Here is a 25406-nt window from a genome sequence, read left to right as displayed (position 1 = left end):
CCCTCAAAACAGTGAAGGAAGGGACGGTTGCGCTCCGTGGAACGACGAACGCCCCCGGGGGCCGTGGTGCACGGCCGCCGGGGGCGGGATGTCGCGTCGGTTCCGCCGGGCCTGTGGCTCGGCCGGGACCGATTGAGCCTGACGGCTCGGCTGAGCCCGGTGGCTCAGATCAGGCCGAGGGCGCGGACCGCCTCGCGCTCCTCCGCCAGCTCCTGGACGGAGGCGTCGATGCGGGCGCGGGAGAACTCGTTGATCTCCAGGCCCTGGACGATCTCGTACTTGCCGTCCTTGGTGGTGACGGGGAAGGAGGAGATGATCCCCTCCGGAACGCCGTACGAGCCGTCGGACGGAATGCCCATGGAGGTCCAGTCACCGGCGGCGGTGCCGTTCACCCAGGTGTGGACGTGGTCGATCGCGGCGTTCGCGGCCGAGGCGGCCGAGGACGCGCCGCGGGCCTCGATGATCGCGGCGCCGCGCTTGGCGACGGTCGGGATGAAGGTGTCGGCCAGCCACTGCTCGTCGCCCACGGCCTCGGCGGCGTTCTTGCCCGCGATCTCCGCGTGGAAGATGTCCGGGTACTGGGTCGCCGAGTGGTTGCCCCAGATGGTGAGGCGCTTGATGTCGGAGACGGCCGCGCCGGTCTTCTTGGCGAGCTGCGAGATCGCGCGGTTGTGGTCCAGACGGGTCATCGCGGTGAAGCGCTCCGCCGGGACGTCCGGGGCGGCGGCCTGCGCGATGAGCGCGTTGGTGTTGGCCGGGTTGCCCACGACGAGGACCTTGATGTCGTCCGCGGCGTGGTCGTTGATGGCCTTGCCCTGCGGCTTGAAGATGCCGCCGTTGGCCTCCAGGAGGTCACCGCGCTCCATGCCCTTCGTGCGCGGGCGGGCGCCGACGAGCAGGGCGACGTTGGCACCGTCGAAGGCCACGTTCGGGTCGTCGCTGATCTCGATCGAGTTCAGCAGCGGGAAGGCGCAGTCGTCGAGCTCCATCGCGGTGCCCTCGGCGGCCTTCAGGGCCGGAGTGATCTCCAGCAGGCGCAGGTTGACCGGCACGTCCGCGCCGAGCAGGTGGCCGGACGCGATGCGGAACAGCAGCGCGTAGCCGATCTGGCCGGCCGCGCCGGTGACGGTGACATTCACGGGAGTGCGGGTCATGGCGATCTCCGTAAGACAGCTGGCGGTGGGGGTCCCTGCCCCATGTGCTGGATCCCCACCGACGCCCTCGATGATCGATCTCTTGGCATCAAGAGAGATCCGCGGTCAGGCTATCGCGCCGGTTCTCACCGGGGGCACCAGGGCGGTGTGGCTCACCCCACATGGCGGGGTCGGGCCTTGGGCGTGCGGGGGCGGGGCCTCCTGACCGGCCTGGAGGCATTTATCGTCAGCCTGACACATTGAGCGCGTGTGCGGTGTAGCTTCGGCGAAGACCGGAGTGGCCCTTCCTACGGGAGCGGCGGCCCCGGCAAGGGGCCCTGCACAGGTCGGACGCCCTTCGCCCTCTCCTGCGGGTCCTGCGACTCACCTGCGTTGAAGCTTCCACACAGTCGCAGGGAGGTGGCTGGCGCGCGGGGCGTTGAGTTGGGCGAGGTGCTGGAGCGCCGCACCGGTGAGGCCCAGCGCCTCGGCGAGGCGGCGGACGGTTGTGTGTGTGGCCCGTCGGGTGAGGGCGGCTTGTTCGAAGGCCTTGATCCGAGCCAGTAGGTCGTGCGGGACGGCGCGGCCTGGCTGTTGCCGGCTCAGGCGTCGCGCCTTGGTTCGTTCGTAGTCGATCTCGGAGCTGCCGCAGACGGCGCGGCAGCGCTCCTCCGCCCCGTCGAGGGTGGTCGTGTCGGCGATGGCCCGGGCGAGGCGGTTGCCGGAGAACGCGGCTGCCAGGTCGACTTGGTGGATGGCGGGGCCTTCGGCGGTGAGGGGGACGGGGAGTCCGGCGTCGCGGACCTCGCACAGGCCCCGGGCGCCCAGTGCCGTGGCGGCGAGGAGCGCTGTTGCTTCGGAGGGGTGCCAGGTGAGGACCGAGGTGATGGCTTGCGTGTGCTCGGGGGTGAAGGTTGAGATCAGGGGGCCGAGGCGGGGGCGAAGGACATCTGCGGGGAGTTCGCCGTCCAGGCCCGGGCCCGCGACCAGGAGGCGGATGCGGGCGGCTGCCCGGGCGCGGGCGCAGGCGGCGAGGGTGAGGGCGTCGGCCAGGGGGCTGCGCAGGGTGGGTTCGTCACCGTGGGCCAGGATGTCGCCGCCGACGTCCAGGAGGTCGATGGTCTGCGGGGTGAAGTGGATGGTGAGTTCGTCGAGTTGGCGGGCGATGCCTTCCGCTCCGGCGTAGGGGTCGATGAGGGCGAAGGTGTGCGGGAGTTCGGCGGCCAGGCGCGGAAGGGTGGCCCCGTACGGCGGCTTCAGGGTCGCGGCGCCGGGGACCGCCCGGACGTGCGGGGCGAGTTGGCGCAGGCCAGTGAAGTCGGACGGCGCACGGGGGCCCGGAACCGGGTCGATGATCAGGCGGTCCCAGGAGTAGGTGAGGACCAGCGCCGGTTCGTCGTCGGTTGCGTACAGGGCGGCGTGGAGCATCGCTGCCGCCACCGCGTCGCCGCCGCCTCCAGCCGCCACGATGAGTCGCTTCACGGCAGCAGCGTAGAGGGGCCGCTCCCTCCCGCCCACCTATAGTGGCCCGTGGCCTTAGCCAGTTGACGAGGGGATGTCGCGTGCCCGAGATCGCTGAAGCTCTGCCCAAGTACCTGCAGATCGCGCAGTACCTCCGCGATCGGATCCTGCGCGGTGATCTGCAGCCCGGTGACGAGGTGCCCTCCGAGCGCCAGTTGGCCGCCGACTGGAATGTCTCCCGGCCGACGTCGGCCCGCGCGCTGGAGGCGCTGCGGCATCAAGGGCTGGTCGAGAAGCGGCAGGGCTCGGGCACGTACGTACGTGATCAGCAGGTGCACCGGCGCGCCCGCGAGCGGTACGGGCGGGCCCGGCAGACCGGACGGATCTACGGTCCGGGCGAGTACGCGGTCATCGCCTGCGCCGGGTACGCCGACGCGCCGGACCACGTGGCCGAAGCCCTCGAACTGGGCAAGGACCGCCGGGCGATCCAGCGGCGCAGAGTGACCAACTCCGGTGAGCGGCCCGTCGAGGTGTCCACGTCGTGGTTCCCGGCCGAGCTGGGGGGCCGCGCGCCCGAACTCCTGGAGCCCGAGCGGATCCGCCAGGGCACGGTCCTGTACGTCGAGGAGGCGACCGGTCGTCGTGGCAGCTACGGCGAGGACCGGGTCTGCGCCCGGCTGGCCGACCCGGCGGAGGCAGCCGAGCTGAGGCTCGAACTGCCCGCAGCCGTCCTCGTCGTGCATCACGTCGTGTACGACCTCCAGGACCGGCCGCTGGAGTTCGCCGAGGCCGTCTATCCGCCAGGGCGCTGGGCGTTCGAGCAGGGTTACCCGTTGGGGTGAGTCGGGGGCGCGGCTTCCGCCGAACCGCTTGCCGCTCGAAGTGGCCAATGCCACTATCCGGTAAGTGGCTAAGGCCACTTACCGGAAGGGGAAGCGCAATGACGCGCACCTACGGCACCTCCCACGACGGCCCCGCCCCCGAGCCCCTCGGCGGCATGACCCTCTGCCCCGTCCCGGAGTCGGTGGGCCACGCACGCCGCTGGTTCCGCAAGTTCACCGCCCCACACCAGCTCACGTGCTCTGTGGACGACTGCTTGCTCATGGTCTCGGAGCTGGTCACCAACGCCATCCTCTACGGGAAGGCCGACGAACCCTGGCACGTACGCATCCACTGGTACCGCGTGGGCCAAGCCCTGCGCGTCGAGGTGCACAATCCTGGCTGCCCCGCGCACGTCCGCCTGCGCGCACCCGAAGCCACCGAAGCCCACGGCCGGGGACTCCTCCTCATCGACGGGCTCGCCGACGAGTGGTGGGCCGGTCCGAGCCGGCACGGCGGGACACTCGTCGCGTTCGTCATGCACCGCGCCTTCAAGCCCGGCTAAAGGAGCTGCCCCGCGCCGTGCCCCTGCCGGGTTCGGACTCGCGCCCTTGGCCGGGCGCGGCTGGGGCCCCTGGCCGGGGTCGGCTCGCGCCCATAGCCGGGGGTCGGCTGCCTTGCCGGATCTCCCTGGCCGGGGCCGACTGTCTTGGCCCGGTCGGGTGGGGTCCGGCGGGGATTCCGACCGGCCTCGCTGCGGTGCTTCCGGCGGGCGGCAGTTGCCCTTGGGCGGGGGCGCCCGCGCGGTGGGCTGGGGGGTGGCGGCCGCCACCTCGGGAGAGGGGGGGTGGCGGCCGCCGTGGGGGTGTGACCACTCCCGTGGGGGTACCGTGCGTCTGCCCGGCGCGGGGGCCTGCATTCCCCTTCGGGCTCCGCCAATTTCCGGCTGGCGCGGCGGGGGCTCTCCCACCCGCCCACCCGGCACTCCCTGGCCTTGCCGGGCCGGGCCCCGACGCGGAGCGCTGCCGCCCCGTGCGCCCGTACCGCCGCTACCGCGGCAGCCTTCCCCACCCACCCACCCGAATCACCCCGGCCTTGCCAGGCCCGGCCCCGACGCAACGCGCCACCACCCCGTGGGCCCGTGCCGCCGCTACCGCGGCGGACTTTCCCACCCACCCACCCGAAACTCCCCCGCTTCGCCAGCCGAGGCCCCAGGCACCGTGCCCCGAACCCAACACCCCGGCGGGGGCGGGCGGCGGGCCCACCCCGCGGCACCCAACTCCGACAGCGCCCCTGTGGGCAATCGTCCCGCAGGGCGGGACGGGTGGGCACAGCCCCCGGCGCCGAGCAACCGTTCAGCAGAGGCCCGCCAAGGCGAAGCCGGACCCGACGGGGGCCGCAGGGCTGAGCCGTGCCGGGCGGGGGCGGGCGGGTGGGACCAGCCCCGCGGGGCGACGCCGGGGCACAAGGTCCGGCCCCGCCAGGTGGGCCAGGCTCCGTGAGGCCCCGCCAGGCAGGCCCAACCCCGTGCGGCCCCGTCAGGCGAGCCCGGCCCCGCGAGGCCCCGCCCCGGCCAAGCCCCCGTTCAGCAAGCGGCAGCTACTGCGTGCAGGCCCGCTCCCCCGAAGCCAGCGTCGCGCAGGCCTTGGCCTGCGTACCCGACTTGACCGCCACCATGGGCGTGTACGCGTCGACGTCCGCGGCCCCGGCCACCGTCCCGCTCTGCCGCCCCGCGGCCCCCGCGTCCGCCCCCTTGATCTGCACCTTGTCCCCGGGCTTCGCCTGGGTGATCCGCGCCCACGCGGCCCCGCAGGTCTTGCTGTAGCGCACCTCGACGAGGGTCTTCGTGCCGACGGTCACCCGGGCCGTCGTCCGGGCGAACTCGCCGCCGCAGCCCATGTTCTCGGGGTCCTTGCCCGCGCACGCGGCCCCGCTGCACTCGACCCCGGCGGGCAGGTCCGCCGTGGCCGTGGTGGGGGTGGGGGACGGCTTGGCCTTGCCGTCGTCCTTGTCGCCCCTGCCGACGCCGGTGAGGAACGCGGCCGCCCCTATGACGACGAGCGCGCCGACGACGCCCGCGAGGAACATCGTCAGCTTCCGCTTGCGCCGCTGCCCGTCGGGCGACTTCCCGTCGGGGCCCGCGGGGACCGTGGTCACGCCCCGCGCCCCGCCGCCGTACGACGTCGCGGCCGAGGCGTGCGCGGAGGCCGCCGCGGTGGGCGGTGTCGCCGACGCCTCGTACGAGGACGGGGCGGAGGACGGCGACGAGGCGGACGCGGAGGGGGCGGGGAACGCGGCGGAAGACGCGGAAGCGGAAGGCACGGACGGCGCGGAAGGCCCAGAGGACACAGAGGGCACTGAGGGCACAGAGGACGCCGACGACACAGCAGGGCCCGCACCCGCCCCGGGCTGCGCCGCCGTCCGGGCCCCGTACCGCGCGCTCTCCTGGCGCGGCGGCACCGTCGGGGACACCCCGGCGGGGCCCGCCACACCGGTGACCGCCCCGACGCCGCCCCGGGCCTTGCCGGAGCCGCTCTTGCCCTTGGGCGGGTCGGGCGTGCCGAGTTCGCCGAGGGCCGCGCGGGCCTGGGAGATGCGGATGGCCTGCATCGTCATGTCGTGCCGCATCTCGGAACGGCTCCAGGCGCGCTCCGCGAGCTCCCACAGCGTGACGAGGTGCACGGCGGGCGTGCCGGTGACTTCGGCGAGCGCGACGACGGCGCCCTTGGGGGCGAGCAGCCGCCCGTTCAGATAGCGCTCCCAGGACGTCTTGCTGTAGCCGGTCCTGTCCGCCACCGCGGCGATGCTGAGCCCGCTGTTGTCGACGAGTCTGCGCAGCTGGCTCGCGAACTCCCTGACCTGTGGGTCGAGGTCGTCCGGCAGCGCTTTCCAACGAGGCATCGCTCCCCCAATCCCCCCGTGCGTGCAAGTACTCCACGCATCGTGCTCCCTGGCCCAGTGCCCCGTACAAGCCCCCGAACGCTCCGGATCTGGACTACCCAGAGAGATGCGCCAAGCCAGGATGACAGTTCCCGGATTGGGGGCGCACGGGAGCATATGGGCCAGATGCGCCCCGTCGCACGCTCCGCGGTCGACGCACAGTGTCCCATCGACATCCCGTTGCACGATGCGGAACCCCAGGTCCCGAGCCGGGACGTCCCGGAACCGTCCCGGATGCGCCACTTGACCCTTTTGCTGAGTGCCTCCGTAACGAAGGATCGAACGCGGCACATCCGTGCCGGACCCGGCCGAAACAGGCCGAACCAGAACACACCACGGGGGATTTCCATGCACCGCACCACGACCACCGGCGGCCGGAGGACCCGGCGGCTGCTCACCGCCGCCGCCTCCGTCGCCGCGGGCGCCGGCGTCGCGCTCGCCGCCACCGCCCCGCTCGCCACCGCCGCCGCGCCGCGCGTCATCGACGGCAGCGGTTACGCGTACAACGACTGGGGCGACGAGGGCACCCTGTCCATCGACAGCCACAGCACCAACAGCGACGCCACCGCCCTGTGGCAGACGGTCCTGTACGCGGACGGCGCCAAGTGGCGCGACAGCGGCGGCGGGCTGCACACCTTCAGGAAGTCGGACATCACGGGACACTTCGAGGAGCGCACGGAGTCCGCGACGTTCTGGTGGCAGAAGCACGAGGACCTGGAGGACGTCGACGGCGTCGTCGGCAAGGAGACGTTCGGCGACGCCGACAACTCGCTGTCCGGTCCGGAGCCGGACGGCACGGTCCTGTTCATGGGCTACCGGCACACCGTCGCCTTCAAGCGCCTCCAGGGCACGTACTACGTGAAGGTCCACGGCCAGTGGCGGAAGGCCGCGTACAAGTCGTTCGACTGATCCGCGCGGCGGCCGCCCGGACTCCGCGGGCCCGGGACTCCCCCGGCCGTCGCGGTCCTCGCCCCGGGCGGCCGTCAGCTGCGAGACGACCCACAGCAGGGTCACGAGCAGCAGCACGGCCACGGCGAGGGCGGAGCAGGCCACCAGGCGCCAGGAGGGCGCCGCCACCCGCCGCACGGGGACCGGCACCCGGGCCGCCGACCGTGACGGCACCGGCACCGGCACCGGTGCCGGTGCCGGTGCCGGTGTCTTCGGTTCCGTGCCGGGCGCGGCGGCCGCGCCGTCGCGCGGCCACCTCCGCACCGCGAGGTCCCGGGCCGCGAGCAGCCGGGCGGCGTCCGCGCCCGCGACCCGGCACAGGGCGAGCACGGCCTGCCGGGGCGGGGGCTGCCGGGCGTTGAGGTAACGCTGCCAGGAGGACTTGCTGTATGAGGTCCGCTCGCCGAGCCCGACGAGGCTCAGTCCCGTACGGTCCTTGAGCAGCCGCAGCCGCTCCACGAAGTCCCGCACCTCCGGCGGCAGTTCCTCCGGCAGCGGCTGCCAGGCGCTCGCGCGCGCACCCATCGTCCATCCCTCCTCGCGCGCCCTGGTTCTCCGATATCCGGTTTGTCACGTGACGGGGGAACAGCCCTGTTTGGTTCCTGCGCCACGGGCCTCGTCGGCCAGGTCGTCGCGCAGCCGTTGCGGGCCCCGCACACCGTTGCGGAATGGTCACTTCCGTGCCACAGGGAACCGGCCGCCCTTGAAGCGAAGATGGCGTGTCCACGACGCTTGAGACACACGGCGAGCGGGCGTCCCGCTCCCGGACGTACGGCGGCGCCCGTCCTCCCACGGGGGAGAGGACGGGCGCCGTCCTGCACCATCGATACGGCCCTGAACTGGGGATCCTTGGCGCTCAGCCGGAGAAGCAGGTCTTCTTCGCGGTGCTCGCGAACGTCACGCACACCTTCGTAGACGCCGGGTCGGCGCCCTTGAGGGCCGTCATGGACGTGGCCAGATACCGATGGCTGTCCCCGGCCTTGTCCGCCCGCAGCTCCTTCGCCCGCGCGCCCGGCAGCGAGACCACCACGCGGTCCCCCGGGAGGAGTCCGGTGGCCCGCGCCCACACCGCGTTGCACGCCTTGCCCACGCGCAGTTCGACCCGGCGCTCGGGGGCGAAGGAGCGGGTGGCGAGCGACACCACCTGCCCCGGGCCGCCGCAGCCCATCCGCTGCGGCTGCTCGCCCTCGCAGGCCGCGCCGACGCAGCGCGGCTCGTACGGGCCGGGCGCGGCCTCGGTCTCCACCTGGGCGCGCCGGTCGCGGTCGCCCGTGGCGGCGAGCCCGGCCGTCATGCCGCCCGCGACCACCGCGACGGCGGCGACGCCGAGCGCGAGCGCGGTCCAGCGGCGCCGCCCGCCCGCGCCCCCGTCCGACGGGGCCCCGGCCGGACCGGCCGGACCGATGAGTGTGCCGGGGGCGTCCGCCGCCCGCCCTTCGGCGCGCCGGTCCCCTTCGCCCGCCCCTTCGCCCGCCCCGTCCCCCCGCGCCGACCGCCCGCTCCACGCCGCGTCCGCCAGGTCCCACAGCGCGAGCAGGCGGCCCGGCGGCTCGCCCGCGAGCGCGCACAGTGCGACGACGGCCTTGCGCGGCGCGGGCTTCTTGCCGTTGAGGTACCGCTCCCAGGACGACTTGCTGTACGCGGTCCTGCGGCCGAGGGCCTCCAGGCTCAGCCCCGTGCGCTCCCGCAGCTCCCGCAGGGCCTCGGCCAGCGGCAGAGACGCGGGCGGCGGCACCGACCGCGGCCCGCCCCGTTCCCCGCGCCCCTTCACTTGCGCAGCGCTCCCCAGGTGTCCGGGCCGACGATCCCGTCGGCCACCAGGTCCCGCGCGCGCTGGAAGCGCTTGACGGCGGCCTTCGTCCCGTCGCCGTACGCCCCGTCGACCTTCCCGGCGCCGAAGCCGTGCGCCCTCAGCAGACACTGCGCCTCGACGACCTCCCAGCCGCTGCTCCCCCGGTCGAGGATCGCGGTGGCCGTCGTCGCGTACCCGGCGTACCGCACGCCGTCGGCACGGCCGTCCTCACACGTGTACGTCCGCTTCTGCGCGTACGAGAACACGCCGCGCCCCGTGTCGCCCTCGTCCCCCGTGAACGCCTGCCCGGCGAGCAGGCCGCCCGTGAACGCGACGGCCACCGCGAGCGCCAGGCCGGCGAGCGCGGACCGCAGCCGCACGGTGCGGACCCCGGGCGGCGCGGCGGCGGCCGGACCGGGCGGACCAGGTGGGCCGGGCGGCTCGCTCGCACGTGTCACCGGCCCGGCCGCCGCCGCGGGCCCCACCGCCCCGGCCCCGCCGTCCCGCGGCTCCCCGGGCCCGTCCGCCGCCCGTGCCACCTCGTGCAGGACGAGCAGCCGGGTCGGATCCGCGCCGCACACCTGGGCCAGCTCCTCGACCGCCGCACGCGGCACGGGCTTCTTGCCGTTCAGATACCGCTCCCACGAGGAGCCGCTGTACGACGTCTTGGCGCCGAGCGACGCCAGGCTGAGCCCACTGTGGTCCTTCAACCGCCGTAACTGGACGAGGAGCTGGCGCTCCTCCTCCCCCAGCTGCGCGGGCAGCTCTTTCCAACGCGGCATGGTGTCCCCCGGACGCGTCGCAAGGTTCCCCGGGCGCATCGCCCCTTGTGTTCCGAAAGACGGTGGATGCACCAATTCCAGTTCCCCGGCGGCCTTTCCACGCGTTCGAACAAGCCACTTCCGCCGCGTCCCACGTCCCACGCCCGCGCCCACGCCCGACACTCCCCCGCAGCTCAGCGGGTGGGACATCCCAAGGACACCCACCGGGACCAGCCGCTCTGGCTGTTGACCGATTCCGCTCGGCACAGTCGAGAACGCCGCATCTCGCGGCACCACATCCACGGGGGAGAACACCCATGACCAGCACCTCACGCATGCCGTCCGACACCACGGACACCGGCTGGGGCCCCAGGGCCCGCCGCCGCGCCCGGGCCGCCGCCTTCGGTCTCGCCGCGACCGCGCTCCTGGGCGGCGGCCTCGCCCTCGGCCCGGACGCGGCCGCCGCGCCCGACCGGGGCCCGGCCGCCGTCGTCCGGTCCGAGGCCGCGCCGCAGGGCACCGCGCCCGCCTGCGTCCAGCGGTCCGTCAACGGACGCTCCGCCACCGCCACCAACAACTGCGGCCGCGTCATGCGCGTGAAGATCGTCGTCAAGCACGGCCCCGACTCGCGCTGCCACTCGCTCAAGCACCGCGCCTGGGCGCGCCACAGCTGGCCCTTCGGCTCCTACGACAAGACCGTGACCTGCTGAACGGCCGGTCCCCGAGCCGCGGTCCGCCCTCCCGGGGGAGAGGGCGGACCGCCCCGTCCCCCGCGCGGTCAGAGGTCCTGGTCGCCCGGGGTGACCAGGCCCGACTCATAGGCCATCACCACGGCCTGGGCCCTGCTGTCGATGTCCAGCTTGTTCATCGTGCGGTTCAGATGCGTCTTGACGGTCGCCTCGCTGATGTACAGGCGGTCCGCTATGTCGGCGTTCGACAGGCCGCGCGCTATCAGCCTGAGCACCTCCAGCTCCCGGCCCGTCAGGGACTCCAGACCCGGCGGCGACTCGGCGCCCACCAGCGGGGTGCTCCCGGGCCGCGAGGCGAACGCCTCCACAAGACGGCGCGTGACGCTCGGCGCGAACAGCGCGTCACCGCTGCCGACCGCCGCCACCGCGGCGAGCAGCCGCTCCGGCCCCGAGTCCTTGAGCAGGAACCCGGACGCGCCCGCGCGCAGCGCCCCGTACACGTACTCGTCGAGGTCGAAGGTGGTCAGGACCAGGACGCGCGGCGCCGGGTCGGGGGCCGCGGCCAGGATGCGCTCGGTGGCCGTGATGCCGTTCATGCCGGGCATCCGGATGTCCATGAGGATCACGTCGGGCCGGGTCGCCGCGGCCAGCTCCACGGCCTCCGCGCCGTCGCCCGCCTCCCCGACGACCTCGATGCCGGACGCGGCCCGCAGCACACCGACGAGCCCGGCGCGGATGAGGAACTGGTCGTCCACGACAAGCACCCTGATGTGTGGGGTCATTCGGTGGCGTCGTCTCCCGGCGGCGCGGCCCGCGCGGACGTCGGCAGAGTAAGCCTGACGGCGAACCCCCCGGTGCTGCGCGGCCCTATGCTGATCGTCCCGCCGTAGAGCTTGGCCCGCTCACGCATGCCGATCAAGCCATGTCCCCGCCCTCGTCCCACTCTGGCCTGAATCACCCCCTCCCCGTCGTCGGTGACCGAAACCTCGATGTGGTCGTGGTGATAGTGCAGTTCGACGACGGCGCTCGCCTGCCGCGCGTGCTTCAGGACGTTCGTGAGCGCCTCCTGCACGACCCGGTACGCGCACAGCTCCACGCCGGGCGCGATGGGCCGGGGCGTCCCGACGACCCGGAACTCCACGGGCACGCCGCCCGCCCTGACCCGCTCCGCCATCTCCCCGATGCGGGCGAGCCCCGGCATCGGGGCGTCCGGCGCCTCCTCGCCGTCCTCCTGCGCCCGCAGCACCCGCAGCATGCGCCGCATCTCCTCCAGCGCCTCGGCGCTGGTGCCGGATATGGTGCCGAGCGCGGTGCGCGCCGTCTTCGCGTCGGAGTCGAAGACGAACTTCGCGAGGCCCGCCTGCACGGAGATCACCGACATGTGGTGGGCGACCACGTCGTGCAGCTCCCGCGCGATCCGGCCGCGCTCCTCCACCACGGCGTGGCGGGCCTTCTCCTGGTGCTCGGCCCGCGTCCTGCGGGCGAGCTCGGCGGAGCGGCGCGCCAGATAGCCCATGCGCCACACCATGCCGTTGAAGCAGATGCACTGGGCCACGACGGAGGGGATGAAGGAGTCGTCCATGGTCAGCAGGGAGCCGAAAGCCCACAGGGCGGCGAGCAGGACCGCGAGCACACCGGAGACGCGCGTCGGCCGCAGCAGGGAGACCGTGTAGAGGCACAGCAGCGGCCCGAAGGACGTCACGACGGGCCAGTAGCCCGCGACGATGTAGGCGACCCAGACGCAGTACGTCACCAGGCAGACCGTGATCGGCGCCTTGGAGCGGGCCAGCGTCGGCAGGATGACGAGCACCCCGAGCGCATAGCCCCGCGCGTCGAGCGGAGTGAACCCTATGCCGTTCGCGCTCGGTCCGATCAGCACCAGCGCCACGACCTGCCCGAGTGCGAGCAGGAGGTCGGCGGTGAACGGGCGGAGTCGCATCGCCGCAGCGTAACGCGCGTCTCGCGAAGCCACGTCAACCCGTCGCCGTACCGCGGAAGTTGTAGCTGACGGGCAGCTGCGCCCTGCGGCGTAGCCGAACGTCAACCTGGGACGGGACGACGCGGGGCACCCGCCGCCCGTAGTTTCTTGCCTCAGCACCACCGCCCGAGTCGCCCAGACGACACGGCGCGCACGGGGGAAGGAGGCGCGGACCTGCTGGCGGGGGGAACCAGCGGGCAGGTCCGCACCTCACAACAGCACACCACGGCAGCAGCCACAGCGGCAGCGACACAGACCACTGAGGTCGAGGCTTCGTGCGCGGGGGCGCGCACGGGGGAACGGGCCCTCGGCCGCGAGCACCACCCTGCCCCACGGCCGACGGCCCGTACTCTCCTGGCGAGTACGGGCCGTTGGTGTGTCCGGGCGCGCGCGGCCGGAGCGCCGCGCGCGCCCGGCTAGCTGCTGATCGTGAAGTGCAGCGTGTCGTCCAGGAACGGGATGACCAGCCACGGGTCGGGCTGCGCCATCATCGCGAGCAGCACGATGGCGAGGCCGAGGACCCCGTACGTCACCATGTCGGTGAACCGCGAGCGCACCGCCAGCATGCCGACGCCCGGCAGCGTCCAGCGCATCACGGCGCCCGCGAGCAGCCCGAGCCCGACCAGTATCGTCCCCACCCGGAAGACGTCGAACGCGGTCAGGAGCAGCCCGAGGGCGACCACCGACACGACCACGAGCAGCGGCCACTGCCGCGCGGGCGCGGGCGCGTCCCCCGGCGCGGCCCGGCCGCCGCCCTCGGGCCGCGCGGTGTCCCGGGTGAACAGCGGGAAGCGCCGCGACGACTTGCGCGGCACCCCGTCGGGTCCGGGGGCGCTCACCGCTCCCTTGGCGGTGGGCTGCTCCGACGGCTCCCCGGCGGCCCCGGCCCCCGACGGCTCGGTTCCGGTCCCGTCCTTGGCGTCAGCACTCATGGCGGCCACTCCCGGCTCAGCCCGCGGCACCGCGCTCGGCGGCCTCGACCACGTTCACCAGGAGCTGGGCGCGCGTCATCGGGCCCACGCCGCCCGGGTTGGGCGACAGCCAGCCGGCGACCTCGGCGACGCCGGGGTGCACATCGCCGACGATCTTCCCGCTCTCGTCCCGGGACACGCCGACGTCGAGCACGGCCGCACCGGGCTTCACGTCCTCCGGCTTGACCAGGTGCGGCACGCCCGCGGCGGCCACGATGATGTCGGCCCTGCGCAGATGCGACGCCAGGTCACGGGTGCCGGTGTGGCACTGCGTCACCGTGGCGTTCTCCGACTTGCGGGTCAGGAGCAGCGGCATCGGCCGGCCGATGGTGACGCCGCGGCCGACGACCACGACCTCCGCGCCCTTGATCTCCACGTCGTGCTGACGCAGCAGCCGGATGATCCCGTACGGCGTGCACGGCAGCGGCGCCGGCTCGTTCAGGACGAGGCGGCCCAGGTTCGTGGGGTGCAGTCCGTCCGCGTCCTTGGCCGGGTCCATCAGCTCCAGGACGCGGTTCTCGTCGATGCCCTTGGGCAGCGGGAGCTGCACGATGTAGCCGGTGCAGGCCGGGTCCTCGTTCAGCTCCCGGACCACCGCCTCGATCTCCTCCTGCGAGGCGGTCGCGGGCAGTTCGCGCTGGATGGAGGCGATGCCCACCTGCGCGCAGTCGCGGTGCTTGCCCGCGACGTACTTCTGGCTGCCGGGGTCCTCGCCGACGAGGACGGTGCCGAGTCCGGGCGTGACGCCCTTTTCCTTCAGGGCCGCCACACGGGCGGCCAGTTCGGACTTGATCGCTGCTGCGGTGGCCTTGCCATCGAGAATCTGGGCGGTCATGTTCCCATCCTCCCGGATGAGCACGCCCGCGTACCAATCCGGGGCACCCGGACGCCGCCGCGTTCGCAGTGGCATTGCACTCGCACAACGCTCGGTGAACGCGGCTGGACAAACAAGCGGGGGCTGAAGAACGATGAGCACCACAGTGCCGCGGCCGGTGTCGGGGGGACCGACGCATCTGTGAACGTTCCTCCGTGCGTGCCGTGACGTCCCCGCACTCCCCGCTCCGACCGGAGGAACACCCCAGCATGAGCACGCCGCCGCCCAACCCCTACGGCCAGCAGCCCCAGCAGCCCGGCTACGGCCCCGGATACGGCTACCCGCAGCAGGCCCCCCAGGGCGTCCCGCCGCAGCAGGGCGGCTACCCCGGGCAGCACTACGCCCCGTACCCGCAGCCCCAGCCCGGCCAGGCGCCGTACGGCGCGTACCCGCAGCAGGCGGGGTACGGCATGGGGCACGACGGCCGCCCGGAGCTGGCGCACTGGGGCCTGCGCGTGGGCGCGACCCTGCTGGACGGCCTGATCACGATCGTGCCGCTGTACCTGATCGTGGGGCTCACCGTCGGCATCGGCGGCGAGGACATGACCGCGGGCGCCTCCCTCGTCTCGGTGGCCGCCCTCGTCTACACGATCTTCATGGGCTTCTACCAGATCCACCTGGAGGGCAAGACCGGCCAGACGATCGGCAAGCGCGTCGTCGGCATCCGCGTCCTGCGCGAGACCGACGGCAGCTTCCTCGGCTTCGGCATGGCCTTCGTCCGCAAGCTCGCGCACTTCCTCGACAGCATCCCCTGCTACATCGGCTATCTGTGGCCGCTGTGGGACGACAAGAAGCAGTGCTTCGCCGACAAGGTGTGCGGCACGGTCGTCATCAAGGGCTGACCCGGTACGCGTACGGCGCGGGCGCCGCACCCCCTCGGAAAGGGGTGCGGCGCCCGCGCCGTTCGTGCTCCGGCTCAGTGGAAGAAGTGCCGCGTGCCCGTGAAGTACATCGTCACGCCGGCCTTCTTCGCCGCCTCGACCACCAGCTCGTCGCGGACCGAACCGCCCGGCTGGACCACGGCCTTGACGCCCGCGGCGGTCAGGACCTCCAGACCGTCGGGGAAGGGGAAGAAGGCGTCGGACGCGGCGTACGCGCCACGGGCGCGCTCCTCGCCCGCGCGCTCGACCGCGAGCTTCGCGGAGTCGACGCGGTTGACCTGGCCCATGCCGACGCCGACGGAGGCGCCGTCCTTGGCGAGCAGGATCGCGTTGGACTTCACCGCCCGGCAGGCGCGCCAGGCGAAGGCGAGCTCGGCCAGCTCGCCCGGGGACAGCGCGTCACCGGTCGCGAGGGTCCAGCTCGCGGGGTGGTCGCCGTCGGCCTGGAGGCGGTCGGTGACCTGGAGCAGCGCGCCGCCGTCGATCGGCTTGACCTCGACGGGCGCGGCGGGCGCCTGCGGGGCGCGCAGGACGCGGATGTTCTTCTTCTTGGTGAGGGCTTCCAGGGCGCCGTCCTCGTAGTCGGGCGCCACGATGACCTCGGTGAAGATGTCGGCGACCTGCTCCGCCATCTCCTTGGTCACCGGCCGGTTGACGGCGATGACGCCGCCGAACGCGGACAGCGGGTCGCAGGCGTGCGCCTTGCGGTGCGCCTCGGCTACGTTGCCGCCGATCGCGATGCCGCACGGGTTGGCGTGCTTGATGATCGCCACGCACGGGTCGTCGTGGTCGTACGCGGCCCGGCGCGCGGCGTCGGTGTCCGTGTAGTTGTTGTACGACATCTCCTTGCCGTGCAGCTGCTCCGCCTCGGCGAGACCGCCGCGGCCGTCCGTGTACAGGGCGGCGCTCTGGTGCGGGTTCTCGCCGTAGCGCAGCTGGTTCTTCAGGTCGAAGGCGGCGCCGACGAAGGCCGGGAAGCGCTCGCCCGCGCCCTCCTCCGTCTCCAGGAACCAGTTGGCGACCGCGATGTCGTACGCGGCGGTGTGCTGGAACGCCTCGGCGGCGAGCGCGCGGCGCGTCGCGAAGTCGAAGCCGCCCGCGCGGACCGCGGCGAGCAGGTCGCCGTACCGGGCGGGGCTCGTCACCACGGCGACCGACGGGTGGTTCTTGGCGGCGGCGCGGACCATCGAGGGGCCGCCGATGTCGATCTGCTCGACGCACTCGTCGACGCTCGCGCCGGAGGCCACGGTCTCGCGGAACGGGTAGAGGTTCACCACGACCAGGCCGAACGGCTCCACGCCCAGCTCCTGGAGCTGCTTGCGGTGCGCCTCCAGACGCAGGTCGGCGAGGATGCCCGCGTGCACGCGCGGGTGCAGCGTCTTGACCCGGCCGTCCAGGCACTCGGGGAAGCCCGTCAGCTCCTCGACCTTGGTGACGGGCACACCGGCGGCGGCGATCCGCGCGGCGGTCGACCCGGTCGACACCAGCTCGACGCCGGCCTCGTGCAGGCCGCGCGCGAGGCCTTCCAGGCCGGTCTTGTCGTACACGCTGATCAGCGCGCGGCGGATGGGCCGCTGATCGGCCCCCGCGGTGCTGGGGGGTGTCTGGGGCGTCGTACCTTCGGCGGTCACGGGATAACTACCTTTCGTCCCTCGATGCTGTAGCCGTCGCGGGCGAGGCGTCCCACGACGTCGACGAGCAGGCTTCGCTCGATGTCCTTGATGCGCTCGTGCAGAGCGCTCTCGTCGTCCTCGTCCCTGACCTCCACCACGCCCTGCGCGATGATCGGGCCGGTGTCGACGCCGTCGTCGACGAAGTGGACGGTGCAGCCGGTGACCTTGGCGCCGTACGCGAGCGCGTCGCGGACGCCGTGGGCCCCCGGAAAACTGGGCAGCAGCGCGGGGTGGGTGTTCACCGTGCGCCCGCCGAAGCGGGCCAGGAACTCCTTGCCCACGATCTTCATGAAACCGGCGGAGATCACCAGGTCCGGCGCGTGCGCGGCCGTCGCCTCGGCGAGCGCGGCGTCCCAGGCCTCCCGGGTCCCGTGGTCCTTCACCCGGCACACGAACGTCGGCAGGCCCGCGCGCTCGGCGCGCTCCAGACCCGCGATGCCGGTGCGGTCGGCGCCGACGGCCACGACCTCGGCGCCGTAGGCGTCCGCTCCGTGCTCCGCGATGGCGTCGAGCAGTGCCTGGAGATTCGTACCTGATCCGGAGACCAGCACGACGAGGCGCTTGGCCTTGGCCACGACGGGGCCCTTTCTCGGGAGTGCTCTTTGTACGGTCGTACGAAGGCTTCGCGTCCCCCGATACGGGGAACTCTACGAAGCGGCCGACCGTCAGCAACGATACCGGCACACCCGGCGGCCCCTCACGGGACGGGGGCGCGGCCGGAAGGTAGCGTCTGTGGGGGCAGCCGCCCGAACGCCGAGTTGCCTAGCTCCACCACCGAGTTGCCCGGCTCCGCACAGCCGGGCCGCAGAGCACCGCCAGCGCTCTGTGCCAGAGCTCTATACAAGGGGAAGACGCACACCTGATGCCGGACCGCAGCCTCCGCCTCACGCCACCCTTCGCGTCCGCGTACGGACCGACGCACGACGGGCGCCACGGCTCGACACCCGGCCCGGGTGCGGTGCTGCTCCGGGAGGGGCGGCCCGGCCCCTCGTCCTCGGCGCCGGAGGAGGAGCGCGACGGCCGGGGCTCCGGCGGGCAGGGCCCGGGTGGCCAGGGCTCGGGCGGGCAGGGCTCCGCGCAGGACGACAACCCGTTCGCACCGCCGCCCGAGGGTGCGCCCGAGCAGCCCTGGCGCCCGCGGCACCCGGGCGGCTCCGGCTCCGGCTCCGACGAGCAGGGCTCCGGCGGCCAGGGGGGCTCCCCCTGGGGCAGCCAGTGGAGCGACCAGCAGCCCGGCCGCTCCTCCGGCGGCTTCGGCGACCGGCCGCGCGGCCAGGGCCAGGACGGTCCCGGCGGGCAGAACGGCCAGGGCGGGCTGCGCTGGGACCCGACCGACCCCGCCCAGCGCCGCGCGCGCTACGCGCTGCTCTCGGGCATGTGGGCCTTCTTCTTCGCCCTCTTCGGCTGGGACTACGTGGCCCTGCTGCTCGGCGCGCTCGGCATGTACTGGGCCATCAGCGCGCTGCGGGCCAAGCCGCGGCGCCCCGACCCGACCGCCGCGGCCGCGCCCGAGCCGCAGGGCCGCGGGTCGCGGCCCCAGACCACGGCGGCGATCAGCGGCCTGGTGACGGCGTCGCTGGCGCTGGTCATGGTCCTCGCGACGTTCGGCGCGCAGCTGATCTACCGGGACTACTACACCTGTCGGGACGACGCGCTCACGGGGGCCTCGCAGCAGGCCTGCGAAGACCTTCTCCCGAAGCAACTCCGCCCCCTCCTCACCGGCCGCGACTAACCCCCTCCCCGCCCTCACCCCGGCCCGGCCCCAGCCCGCCCCCGCCCTCAGCCCGGCCTGGCCCCAGCCCGGCCCGGCCCGGCCCGGCCCCAGCCCGACCTGGCCCTCGGCCCGGCCCGGCCCAGCCCTCGCCCTCAGCCCGGCCTCCGTCCTCGGCCCGGCCCTCTGTCCGCCCCGGCCGACGCCAGACCTCCGCACCGGCCTGCCCCCGGCCCTGCCCACCCCTGGGCCCGGGCCCAGGGCGTAGAGCCCCGCACCCTCTCCGGCCTGCTCCCGACCCTGCCCACAGGGTCGGCCCCGACGCGTGGAGCCCTGCCCCTGCGGGCCGGGGCCTGGCGGGCGACGCCCTCCGCCCCGGCTGCCGCGCGGCGGGGGCTCACCCACCCTGCCGCGCGGCGGGGGCTCTCCCACCCTCCCACCCAGCACTCCCCGGCCTTGCCGGGTCCGGCCCCGACGCGGAGCGCCGCCGCCCCGTGGTCTCGTACCACCGCTACCGCGGCGGGCTTTCCCACCCACCCACCCGTAGCTCCCCGGCCTTGCCGGGCCCGGCCCCGACGCGAAGCGCCGCCGCCCGGTGGACCTGTACCGCCGCTACCGCGGCGGGCTTTCCCACCCGCCCACCCGAAACGCCCAGGCCTTGCCGGGGGCAGCCCCGACGCGGAGCGCCGCCGCCCCGTGGAACCCGTGCCGCCGCCACCGCGGCGGCCTTCCTCACCCACCCGAAACACCCCAGCCTTGCCAGGCCCAGCCCCCACGCAACGCGCCACCGCCCGATGGGCGGCCCCGCCGCGTCCGCGACGGGCTCCCCACCCGCCGTGCCAGGCCCGGCCCCGACCCGAAGCGCCACCACCCCGCAGGTCGTTCCGCCACCACCGCGACGGTGGCCTCCCACCCGCCCCAAACCCCCCGCTTCCCCAGCCGAGGCCCCAGGCACCGCGCCCCGAACCCAACACCCCGGCGGGGGCAGGCGGCGGGCCCACCCCCGGCAACACACCACCCGGCCCCGACAAGCCCGCCGACGCGCCATGCCTCACCCAAGGCGCAGGCGGGCGCCCGGCCCAAGTCCACCCCACCCCTGTGGGCAATCGTCCCGCAGGGCGGGACGGGTGGGCACAGCCCCAGGTACCGAGCAATCGTTCAACAGAGGCCAGCTTCGGCGAAGCCAAACCCGGCGCGGGCCGCAGGGCTAAGCCCTGCCGGGCGGGGGCGGGCGGGTGGGACCAGTCCCGTGACGCGGAACGCAGGGCCGCAGGGCCCGCCTCCGGCAGCGCCGGGGCCAGAGCGTTCCGGGCGGGGGCGGGCGGGACCAGCCCGCGGCGCGGCACAGGGGCGCGGCGCCAGCCCCCGGCTCAGGTTCCCGTTCCGCTTCCGCTTCCGCCCGGAGCCCCCTCATCGCGCTCCGGCAGGAAGTCGTACGGCTCAAAGAGCGACGGCAGCCCCGGAGCCTCCTCCGCCAAGGGCTCAAACGGCTCCAGCGGCTCAGGGTCCTCAAAGGAACCGGAAGGCACGGAAGCCTCCGAACCGGACGGCTCAGGCCCGGAGAACCCGGCCGCGGAGAGCCCAGAATCGGAATCCCCAGGGAAAGAAGCCCCCGACGAGGAGCCCTCAGGAGAAGAGCCCTCCGGGGCCGAAGGCCCAGAGACAAAGGCCCCAGGGAGCGAGGTCCCGGGGAGCGAGGCCCCCGGCAGGGAGCTCCCAGGGAGAGAGGCCCCGGGCACGGATTCCCCAGGCACGGAGGTCCCGGGCAGCGAGGCCCCAGGGAGAGGTGCCCCGGGCAGCGAGGCCTCCGGCTGGTATGCCCCGGGCAAGGCGGACCCCGGCTGGGAGCCCCCCGCCACGGAGGTCGCGGGCAGCGAGGCCCGGCGGGGCCAAGGGCGGAGGCGGCCCGCCAGGCGAGCGGCCCACCCGGCCCGAGGCCCGCACACCCGCCCGGCCCGAGGCCCCCGTACCCGCCCGGCCCGAGGCACCCGCACCCGCCCGGCCCGAGGCACCCGCACCCGCCACCCCCGCACCCCCAGCGCAACCGGCACCCCCACCACCCCCACCCAAGCGCCCGCCGCAACCCCCGTGAGCCACCCCACAGGCCCGAACTCCGCAAGCCCCCCCACCCCCATCGCGCCCCCGGCCGCCCCTGCGAGCACCCCGCACGCGCCCCCGCACCCCACCGCCGCCCCCAGCACCACGAGCACCGTCCGCCCCGCGGGCCACGCCTGCTCCCGCTCCCCGTGCGCCGGGGCCGCCGCCCCCGCCACGAACCACCCCACCGCGCCCCCGGCCACCACCGGCACCACCCCCGCCGCCCAGGTGAACGGCGACCCGCCCCCGGCCCCCGGCACCGCCGCGAGCAGCGGGAACTCCGGCAGCAGCGGCGCCGCCCCCGCGCCCAGGGGCCCGACCACGGTCCCCGTACCGAGCACGAACCCGGGCCCGAGCCCGTACGCCGCGCCCCACACCGCCGCGTTCGGCAGCAGCGCGAGCGCGAGCAGGAGCACCGCGAACCGCCCCGACCACACCCCGGTGAGCTCGAGGAACGACGCCCGCACCAGCGGGCCGTGCAGCACGAGCGACACCCCGACGAGCAGCGCGCCCCCGCCCACGAGCAGCACCGTCCCAGCTGCCGCGGCCCGGCAGACGGCCCGCCCCCGGCCCCGTACGAAGAGGCGCACGACCCCGGCGGGAAGCCGCTCCCCCGCGCGCGTCACCACCCCGGGCAGCGGCCCCCGCGGCCGCCCGTGCGCCGTCCACACCCCCGAGCCCGCCGCCGCCACCGCGAGCACCGGCACGTGCCACACCACGCTCGGCCACGACGGCCGCAGCTCACCGCCCGCCGCGTACAACGTCGCCGCGAACCCCACCAGGAGGTAGCCCGCGACCACGCCCCACCACGCCGCCCGCACCCCCATCGCGCGCCCCTGCGGGTCCGCCGCGTCCCGCGCGGCCCGGTGCAGCAGCCAGCACGGCAGCGCGAGCAGCAGCAGCGGGGTCACACCGACCGGCGCGGGCGCCCCGGACAGCGTCTCGGTGCGGATCAGCTCCGTGCCGTGCGCGAGCAGCCACAGCGACGCGGCGACGTGCAGCGCCCCGTCGGGCCCGCTGTCCGGGTACGGCGAGCTGATCCACAGGACCATCACCAGGACCGCGAACGCGCCGAGGCCGAGCCCCGCCGCGACCGCCCCGCCCAGCACCCCCGTGGCGAGCCCTGACGAACCGTCATGCGTCCGCTCCGCCACGGCTGACGCGTTCGGCTGTTCCTGCGGCGGCGGCCAGGAGCCGGAGTCGGTGAGGTGGGTCACCCCGCCATGCTCCCAACGACACGCGCTTTCACGGCGTAACAGGCGAATACCGGATGTGTCGCCCAAGATACGTTTATGTTCTTTTTCGTACGGCGGGACGGCGAGCCATGACCCAGAGCCCGGCCTCCCCCAAGCTCACGGCCTCGCCCGAGCAGGGGGGACCCCCTTCGCTGCCGCCCCCCGAGGAACGCCGCAGGCTGCGCGAGACGAAGCCGCTGAGCCAGGCCCAGCTCGCCGCCCTCGTGGGCGTCACCCGCGAGACCGTCCGCTCCTGGGAGTCCGGCCGCACCGAGCCGCGCGGCAGCAGACGCGCGGCCTACGCCAAGCTCCTGGAGTCCCTCGCGGAAGCGGCGGCCCCGCCTCCCTGCACCCCGGCCCCCGACGCCCCGGCCCCCGCCCCGGACCCCGCCGAACAGGCCGAACCCGCGCCCCCGGCCACCGCCGAGGAGGCCTTCGACGCCCTCTGCGCCCGCACGGCCCCGGCCCTGCTCCGCCAGACCTACGCCCTCACCGGCCACCGCGCCCTCGCCACCGAGTCCGTGGAGCGCGCCTTCCAGCTCGCCTGGCAGCGCTGGCCCGAGGTCGCCGTGGACCGCGACCCGGCGGGCTGGGTCCGCGCGGCCGCCCACGAGTACGCGCTGTCCCCCTGGCACCGCTTCCGCCCCGCCCTGCGGCACCCGGACACACCGCCCGCCGACGCGTCCGACCGCGCCGTCCTCGACGCCCTGCTCGGCCTGCCGCCCGCCCAGCGCCGCACCCTGATGCTCTACGACGGCGTGGGGCTCGACCTGCCCGAGACCGCCGCCGAGACGGAGGCCAGCACCCCGACCGCGGCGGGCCGGCTGCTCAGCGCCCGCGGAACGGTGGCCGCGCACCTGCCCGGCCTCGGCCTCGCCGACCGGCCCGGGGACCTGGCCGAGCGGCTGACCGCCCTCGGCGGCGCGGAGCGCCTCGTCGTCCCGCGCCCCGCCCGCGTCCGTACCGCGAGCGAGCGCCGCGCCCGGCTGTGGACCCGCGCCGCCATCGCCTTCACCGCGCTGATCGTCACCGCCACCGCCCTGACCCTGCGCACGGCCCCCACCCGCTACGAGCCGCCCGTGCCCTCCGGCAAGGCCATCAGCGGCGTCCCCCCGCGCATGGGCCCGGGCCCCCTGACCCCCGAGGACGAGACCCTCAAGCAGAAGCTGCGGTCGGCGCCCCACCCCGGCCCGGAGCGCCTCACCCCGCAGGCGTCCTAGCCCCGGGAGCACAGAAGCGGGCCCGCACCCCCGTGAGGGGTGCGGGCCCGCTTCTGTGGACCGTGGAGGTCAGCCGGCCAGGATCGCCCGGGCCAGCTTCGCCGTCTCGGTGGGGGTCTTGCCGACCTTCACCCCGGCGGCCTCGAGGGCCTCCTTCTTCGCGGCGGCCGTGCCGGAGGAGCCGGAGACGATGGCGCCGGCGTGGCCCATCGTCTTGCCCTCGGGCGCGGTGAAGCCCGCGACGTAGCCGACGACCGGCTTGGTCACGTTGGCCTTGATGTAGTCCGCCGCACGCTCCTCGGCGTCGCCGCCGATCTCACCGATCATCACGATCAGGTCGGTGTCGGGGTCGGCCTCGAACGCGGCCAGGGCGTCGATGTGCGTCGTACCGATGACCGGGTCGCCACCGATGCCGACGGCCGACGAGAAGCCGATGTCCCGCAGCTCGTACATCATCTGGTACGTGAGCGTGCCGGACTTCGAGACCAGGCCGATGCGGCCCGGCTTCGTGATGTCGCCCGGGATGATGCCCGCGTTCGACTGGCCGGGGGTGATCAGGCCCGGGCAGTTCGGGCCGATGAGCCGCGTCTTGTTGCCCTTCTCCACGGCGTACGCGTAGAACGCGGCGGAGTCGTGGACCGCGATGCCCTCGGTGATGACGACCGCGAGCGGGATCTCGGCGTCGATGGCCTCGACGACGGCGGCCTTCGCGAAGGCCGGCGGCACGAAGAGGACGGAGACGTTGGCGCCCGTCTTCTCCATCGCCTCGGCGACCGTGCCGAAGACCGGGATCTCGGTGCCGTCGATGTCGACCGTCGTGCCCGCCTTGCGCGGGTTCACGCCGCCGACGACGTTCGTGCCGTCACCCAGCATGAGCTTGGTGTGCTTCATGCCCGTGGCACCGGTCATGCCCTGGACGATGACCTTGGAGTCCTTGTTGAGGAAAATAGCCATGGCTGTTTGGTCCCTCGTCCCTTACTTCGCAGCCGCGAGCTCGGCGGCCTTGTCGGCCGCGCCGTCCATGGTGTCCACGCGCTGCACCAGCGGGTGGTTGGCGTCGGAGAGGATCTTGCGACCCAGCTCGGCGTTGTTGCCGTCGAGGCGGACGACGAGCGGCTTCTCGACCTTCTCGCCCTTCTCCTCGAGGAGCGCGAGCGCCTGGACGATGCCGTTGGCGACCTCGTCACAGGCGGTGATGCCGCCGAAGACGTTGACGAAGACGGACTTGACGGCCGGGTCGCCGAGGATGATCTCCAGGCCGTTCGCCATCACCTGGGCGGAGGCGCCGCCACCGATGTCCAGGAAGTTGGCGGGCTTCACGCCGCCATGGTTCTCACCGGCGTAGGCGACGACGTCGAGGGTCGACATGACCAGACCCGCGCCGTTGCCGATGATGCCGACCTCGCCGTCGAGCTTGACGTAGTTGAGGTCCTTGGCCTTGGCGGCAGCCTCGAGCGGGTCGGCTGCCTCCTTGTCCTCAAGCGCCTCGTGCTCCGGCTGGCGGAAGTCGGCGTTGGCGTCCAGGGACACCTTGCCGTCCAGGGCCAGGATGTCGCCGGAGGCGACCTTGGCCAGCGGGTTGACCTCGACGAGGAGGGCGTCCTCCTTGACGAAGGTGTCCCACAGCGTCACCAGGACGTCGGCGACCTTGTCCGCGACCTCGGCCGGGAACTTGGCGGCCTCGACGATCTCCCGCGCCTTCTCCGGGGTCACGCCCTTGTTGGCGTCGATCGGGGTCTTGGCGACGGCCTCCGGGCGGGTGGCCGCCACCTCCTCGATGTCCATGCCGCCCTCGACGGAGGCGATGGAGAGGAAGGTGCGGTTGGTGCGGTCCAGGAGGAAGGAGACGTAGTACTCCTCCACGATCTCCGGGGCCGTCTCGGCGATCATCACCTTGTGGACCGTGTGGCCCTTGATGTCCATGCCGAGGATGTCCGTGGCGCGAGCGACGGCCTCGTCCGGCGTCGCCGCCAGCTTCACGCCGCCGGCCTTGCCGCGGCCACCCACCTTCACCTGCGCCTTCACTACCGACTTGCCGCCAAGGCGCTCAGTCGCCGCGCGCGCCGCCTCAGGCGTGTCGATGACTTCACCGGCCAGCACCGGTACACCGTGCTTGGCGAAGAGGTCCCTCGCCTGGTACTCGAACAGGTCCACGCGCGTCCGTCCCTTTTCAGTGATCTCGCGCCGCTGTCGCTAGCGGCTTCAGTCTCTGCGTGCTCTGCG

The 25406-nt window shown here is 74.1% G+C and carries 21 protein-coding genes; 7 read left to right on the top strand and 14 right to left on the bottom strand.

Features of this window, described 5'->3' with window-relative positions:
- Positions 1-164: 164 nt before the first annotated feature.
- Positions 165-1154, bottom strand: a complete 990-nt coding sequence (locus C9F11_RS25310; RefSeq protein WP_138961397.1) for a malate dehydrogenase — start codon at positions 1152-1154, stop codon at positions 165-167.
- Positions 1155-1517: 363 nt separating this feature from the next.
- Positions 1518-2615 (bottom strand): DUF1152 domain-containing protein, encoded by a 1098-nt coding sequence (locus C9F11_RS25305; protein ID WP_138961396.1) that lies wholly within the window; start codon positions 2613-2615, stop codon positions 1518-1520.
- An 80-nt stretch (positions 2616-2695) separates the two neighbouring features.
- Between C9F11_RS25305 and C9F11_RS25300 the strand changes: the two genes are divergently transcribed.
- Both C9F11_RS25300 and C9F11_RS25295 read left to right on the top strand, forming a co-directional pair.
- Entirely contained in the window at positions 2696-3436 is a 741-nt protein-coding gene (locus tag C9F11_RS25300) for a GntR family transcriptional regulator (RefSeq protein ID WP_138961395.1), read from the top strand.
- A gap of 98 nt (positions 3437-3534) precedes the next feature.
- Positions 3535-3978, top strand: coding sequence for an ATP-binding protein (locus C9F11_RS25295; RefSeq protein ID WP_249401883.1), 444 nt, complete (start codon positions 3535-3537; stop codon positions 3976-3978).
- 1034 nt (positions 3979-5012) lie between these two features.
- Here C9F11_RS25295 and C9F11_RS25290 read toward each other — a convergent pair.
- On the bottom strand, positions 5013-6314 hold the full coding sequence (locus tag C9F11_RS25290; protein WP_138966972.1) for an XRE family transcriptional regulator: 1302 nt from the start codon (positions 6312-6314) through the stop codon (positions 5013-5015).
- A gap of 387 nt (positions 6315-6701) precedes the next feature.
- Here C9F11_RS25290 and C9F11_RS25285 point away from each other — a divergent pair, with 387 nt between their 5' ends.
- On the top strand, positions 6702-7262 hold the full coding sequence (locus C9F11_RS25285; protein WP_249401882.1) for a hypothetical protein: 561 nt from the start codon (positions 6702-6704) through the stop codon (positions 7260-7262).
- An 895-nt stretch (positions 7263-8157) separates the two neighbouring features.
- Here C9F11_RS25285 and C9F11_RS48175 read toward each other — a convergent pair.
- Together C9F11_RS48175 and C9F11_RS25270 are read right to left on the bottom strand one after the other, a co-directional pair.
- On the bottom strand, positions 8158-9072 hold the full coding sequence (locus C9F11_RS48175; protein WP_212767828.1) for an XRE family transcriptional regulator: 915 nt from the start codon (positions 9070-9072) through the stop codon (positions 8158-8160).
- Complete coding sequence (locus C9F11_RS25270; protein ID WP_138961393.1) at positions 9069-9875, bottom strand: peptidoglycan-binding protein; 807 nt, start codon at positions 9873-9875, stop codon at positions 9069-9071. The genes C9F11_RS48175 and C9F11_RS25270 overlap by 4 nt, the downstream gene beginning before the upstream one ends.
- A 296-nt stretch (positions 9876-10171) precedes the next feature.
- Between C9F11_RS25270 and C9F11_RS25265 the strand changes: the two genes are divergently transcribed.
- Positions 10172-10564: a hypothetical protein gene (locus tag C9F11_RS25265; RefSeq protein ID WP_138961392.1), complete on the top strand. Its 393-nt coding sequence runs from the start codon at positions 10172-10174 to the stop codon at positions 10562-10564.
- A 68-nt stretch (positions 10565-10632) separates the two neighbouring features.
- On the opposite strand, the gene C9F11_RS25260 is transcribed toward C9F11_RS25265, so the two are convergent.
- The 4 genes from C9F11_RS25260 to C9F11_RS25245 form a co-directional block, all read right to left on the bottom strand.
- Complete coding sequence (locus C9F11_RS25260) at positions 10633-11325, bottom strand: response regulator transcription factor (protein WP_138961391.1); 693 nt, start codon at positions 11323-11325, stop codon at positions 10633-10635.
- Positions 11322-12482 carry a sensor histidine kinase gene (locus C9F11_RS25255; RefSeq protein ID WP_138961390.1) on the bottom strand — a complete coding sequence of 387 codons (1161 nt, stop codon included), beginning with the start codon at positions 12480-12482 and terminating at the stop codon, positions 11322-11324. The genes C9F11_RS25260 and C9F11_RS25255 overlap by 4 nt, the downstream gene beginning before the upstream one ends.
- A gap of 455 nt (positions 12483-12937) precedes the next feature.
- Complete coding sequence (locus C9F11_RS25250) at positions 12938-13453, bottom strand: DUF3017 domain-containing protein (protein WP_138961389.1); 516 nt, start codon at positions 13451-13453, stop codon at positions 12938-12940.
- 16 nt (positions 13454-13469) lie between these two features.
- A complete protein-coding gene (locus C9F11_RS25245; RefSeq protein WP_138961388.1) occupies positions 13470-14327 on the bottom strand; it encodes a bifunctional methylenetetrahydrofolate dehydrogenase/methenyltetrahydrofolate cyclohydrolase in 858 nt (285 codons plus the stop codon).
- Between the two features lie 248 nt (positions 14328-14575).
- On the opposite strand from C9F11_RS25245, the gene C9F11_RS25240 reads away from it, so the two are divergent.
- Positions 14576-15208 carry an RDD family protein gene (locus C9F11_RS25240; RefSeq protein WP_138961387.1) on the top strand — a complete coding sequence of 211 codons (633 nt, stop codon included), beginning with the start codon at positions 14576-14578 and terminating at the stop codon, positions 15206-15208.
- Positions 15209-15282: 74 nt separating this feature from the next.
- On the opposite strand, the gene purH is transcribed toward C9F11_RS25240, so the two are convergent.
- Positions 15283-16878: a bifunctional phosphoribosylaminoimidazolecarboxamide formyltransferase/IMP cyclohydrolase gene (purH, locus tag C9F11_RS25235; RefSeq protein WP_138961386.1), complete on the bottom strand. Its 1596-nt coding sequence runs from the start codon at positions 16876-16878 to the stop codon at positions 15283-15285.
- Entirely contained in the window at positions 16875-17495 is a 621-nt protein-coding gene (gene purN, locus C9F11_RS25230; RefSeq protein WP_138961385.1) for a phosphoribosylglycinamide formyltransferase, read from the bottom strand. Before purN ends, purH begins: the two co-directional genes overlap by 4 nt.
- Before the next feature lie 287 nt (positions 17496-17782).
- Between purN and C9F11_RS25225 the strand changes: the two genes are divergently transcribed.
- Positions 17783-18652: a sodium/proton-translocating pyrophosphatase gene (locus C9F11_RS25225; RefSeq protein WP_138961384.1), complete on the top strand. Its 870-nt coding sequence runs from the start codon at positions 17783-17785 to the stop codon at positions 18650-18652.
- 1349 nt (positions 18653-20001) lie between these two features.
- Here C9F11_RS25225 and C9F11_RS47500 read toward each other — a convergent pair.
- On the bottom strand, positions 20002-21945 hold the full coding sequence (locus C9F11_RS47500; protein ID WP_171075835.1) for a DUF6350 family protein: 1944 nt from the start codon (positions 21943-21945) through the stop codon (positions 20002-20004).
- Positions 21946-22052: 107 nt separating this feature from the next.
- Between C9F11_RS47500 and C9F11_RS25215 the strand changes: the two genes are divergently transcribed.
- Positions 22053-23183 (top strand): helix-turn-helix domain-containing protein, encoded by a 1131-nt coding sequence (locus C9F11_RS25215; RefSeq protein WP_249401881.1) that lies wholly within the window; start codon positions 22053-22055, stop codon positions 23181-23183.
- A 69-nt stretch (positions 23184-23252) separates the two neighbouring features.
- Here C9F11_RS25215 and sucD read toward each other — a convergent pair whose 3' ends face one another.
- Complete coding sequence (gene sucD / locus C9F11_RS25210; protein WP_138961382.1) at positions 23253-24137, bottom strand: succinate--CoA ligase subunit alpha; 885 nt, start codon at positions 24135-24137, stop codon at positions 23253-23255.
- Positions 24138-24158: 21 nt separating this feature from the next.
- Positions 24159-25337 (bottom strand): ADP-forming succinate--CoA ligase subunit beta, encoded by a 1179-nt coding sequence (gene sucC / locus C9F11_RS25205; RefSeq protein ID WP_138961381.1) that lies wholly within the window; start codon positions 25335-25337, stop codon positions 24159-24161.
- Positions 25338-25406: the final 69 nt, after the last annotated feature.

Source organism: Streptomyces sp. YIM 121038 (assembly GCF_006088715.1).
Lineage (GTDB): Bacteria > Actinomycetota > Actinomycetes > Streptomycetales > Streptomycetaceae > Streptomyces.
The sequence above is the reverse complement of the archived record's forward strand: the minus strand, read 5'-3'. Positions and strand labels throughout refer to the sequence as shown.

What these genes read in the sequence shown, in the direction of transcription:
- C9F11_RS25255 (WP_138961390.1), bottom strand. Translation starts at nt 12,482, where the DNA reads ATGCGACTCCGCCCGTTCACCGCCGACCTCCTGCTCGCACTCGGGCAG.
- C9F11_RS25225 (WP_138961384.1), top strand. Translation starts at nt 17,783, where the DNA reads ATGCCGGACCGCAGCCTCCGCCTCACGCCACCCTTCGCGTCCGCGTAC.
- C9F11_RS25250 (WP_138961389.1), bottom strand. Translation starts at nt 13,453, where the DNA reads ATGAGTGCTGACGCCAAGGACGGGACCGGAACCGAGCCGTCGGGGGCC.
- C9F11_RS25285 (WP_249401882.1), top strand. Translation starts at nt 6,702, where the DNA reads ATGCACCGCACCACGACCACCGGCGGCCGGAGGACCCGGCGGCTGCTC.
- C9F11_RS25215 (WP_249401881.1), top strand. Translation starts at nt 22,053, where the DNA reads ATGACCCAGAGCCCGGCCTCCCCCAAGCTCACGGCCTCGCCCGAGCAG.
- C9F11_RS25245 (WP_138961388.1), bottom strand. Translation starts at nt 14,327, where the DNA reads ATGACCGCCCAGATTCTCGATGGCAAGGCCACCGCAGCAGCGATCAAG.
- C9F11_RS25265 (WP_138961392.1), top strand. Translation starts at nt 10,172, where the DNA reads ATGACCAGCACCTCACGCATGCCGTCCGACACCACGGACACCGGCTGG.
- C9F11_RS25240 (WP_138961387.1), top strand. Translation starts at nt 14,576, where the DNA reads ATGAGCACGCCGCCGCCCAACCCCTACGGCCAGCAGCCCCAGCAGCCC.
- sucD (WP_138961382.1), bottom strand. Translation starts at nt 24,137, where the DNA reads ATGGCTATTTTCCTCAACAAGGACTCCAAGGTCATCGTCCAGGGCATG.
- C9F11_RS25260 (WP_138961391.1), bottom strand. Translation starts at nt 11,325, where the DNA reads ATGACCCCACACATCAGGGTGCTTGTCGTGGACGACCAGTTCCTCATC.
- C9F11_RS25290 (WP_138966972.1), bottom strand. Translation starts at nt 6,314, where the DNA reads ATGCCTCGTTGGAAAGCGCTGCCGGACGACCTCGACCCACAGGTCAGG.
- C9F11_RS25270 (WP_138961393.1), bottom strand. Translation starts at nt 9,875, where the DNA reads ATGCCGCGTTGGAAAGAGCTGCCCGCGCAGCTGGGGGAGGAGGAGCGC.
- C9F11_RS25310 (WP_138961397.1), bottom strand. Translation starts at nt 1,154, where the DNA reads ATGACCCGCACTCCCGTGAATGTCACCGTCACCGGCGCGGCCGGCCAG.
- C9F11_RS25295 (WP_249401883.1), top strand. Translation starts at nt 3,535, where the DNA reads ATGACGCGCACCTACGGCACCTCCCACGACGGCCCCGCCCCCGAGCCC.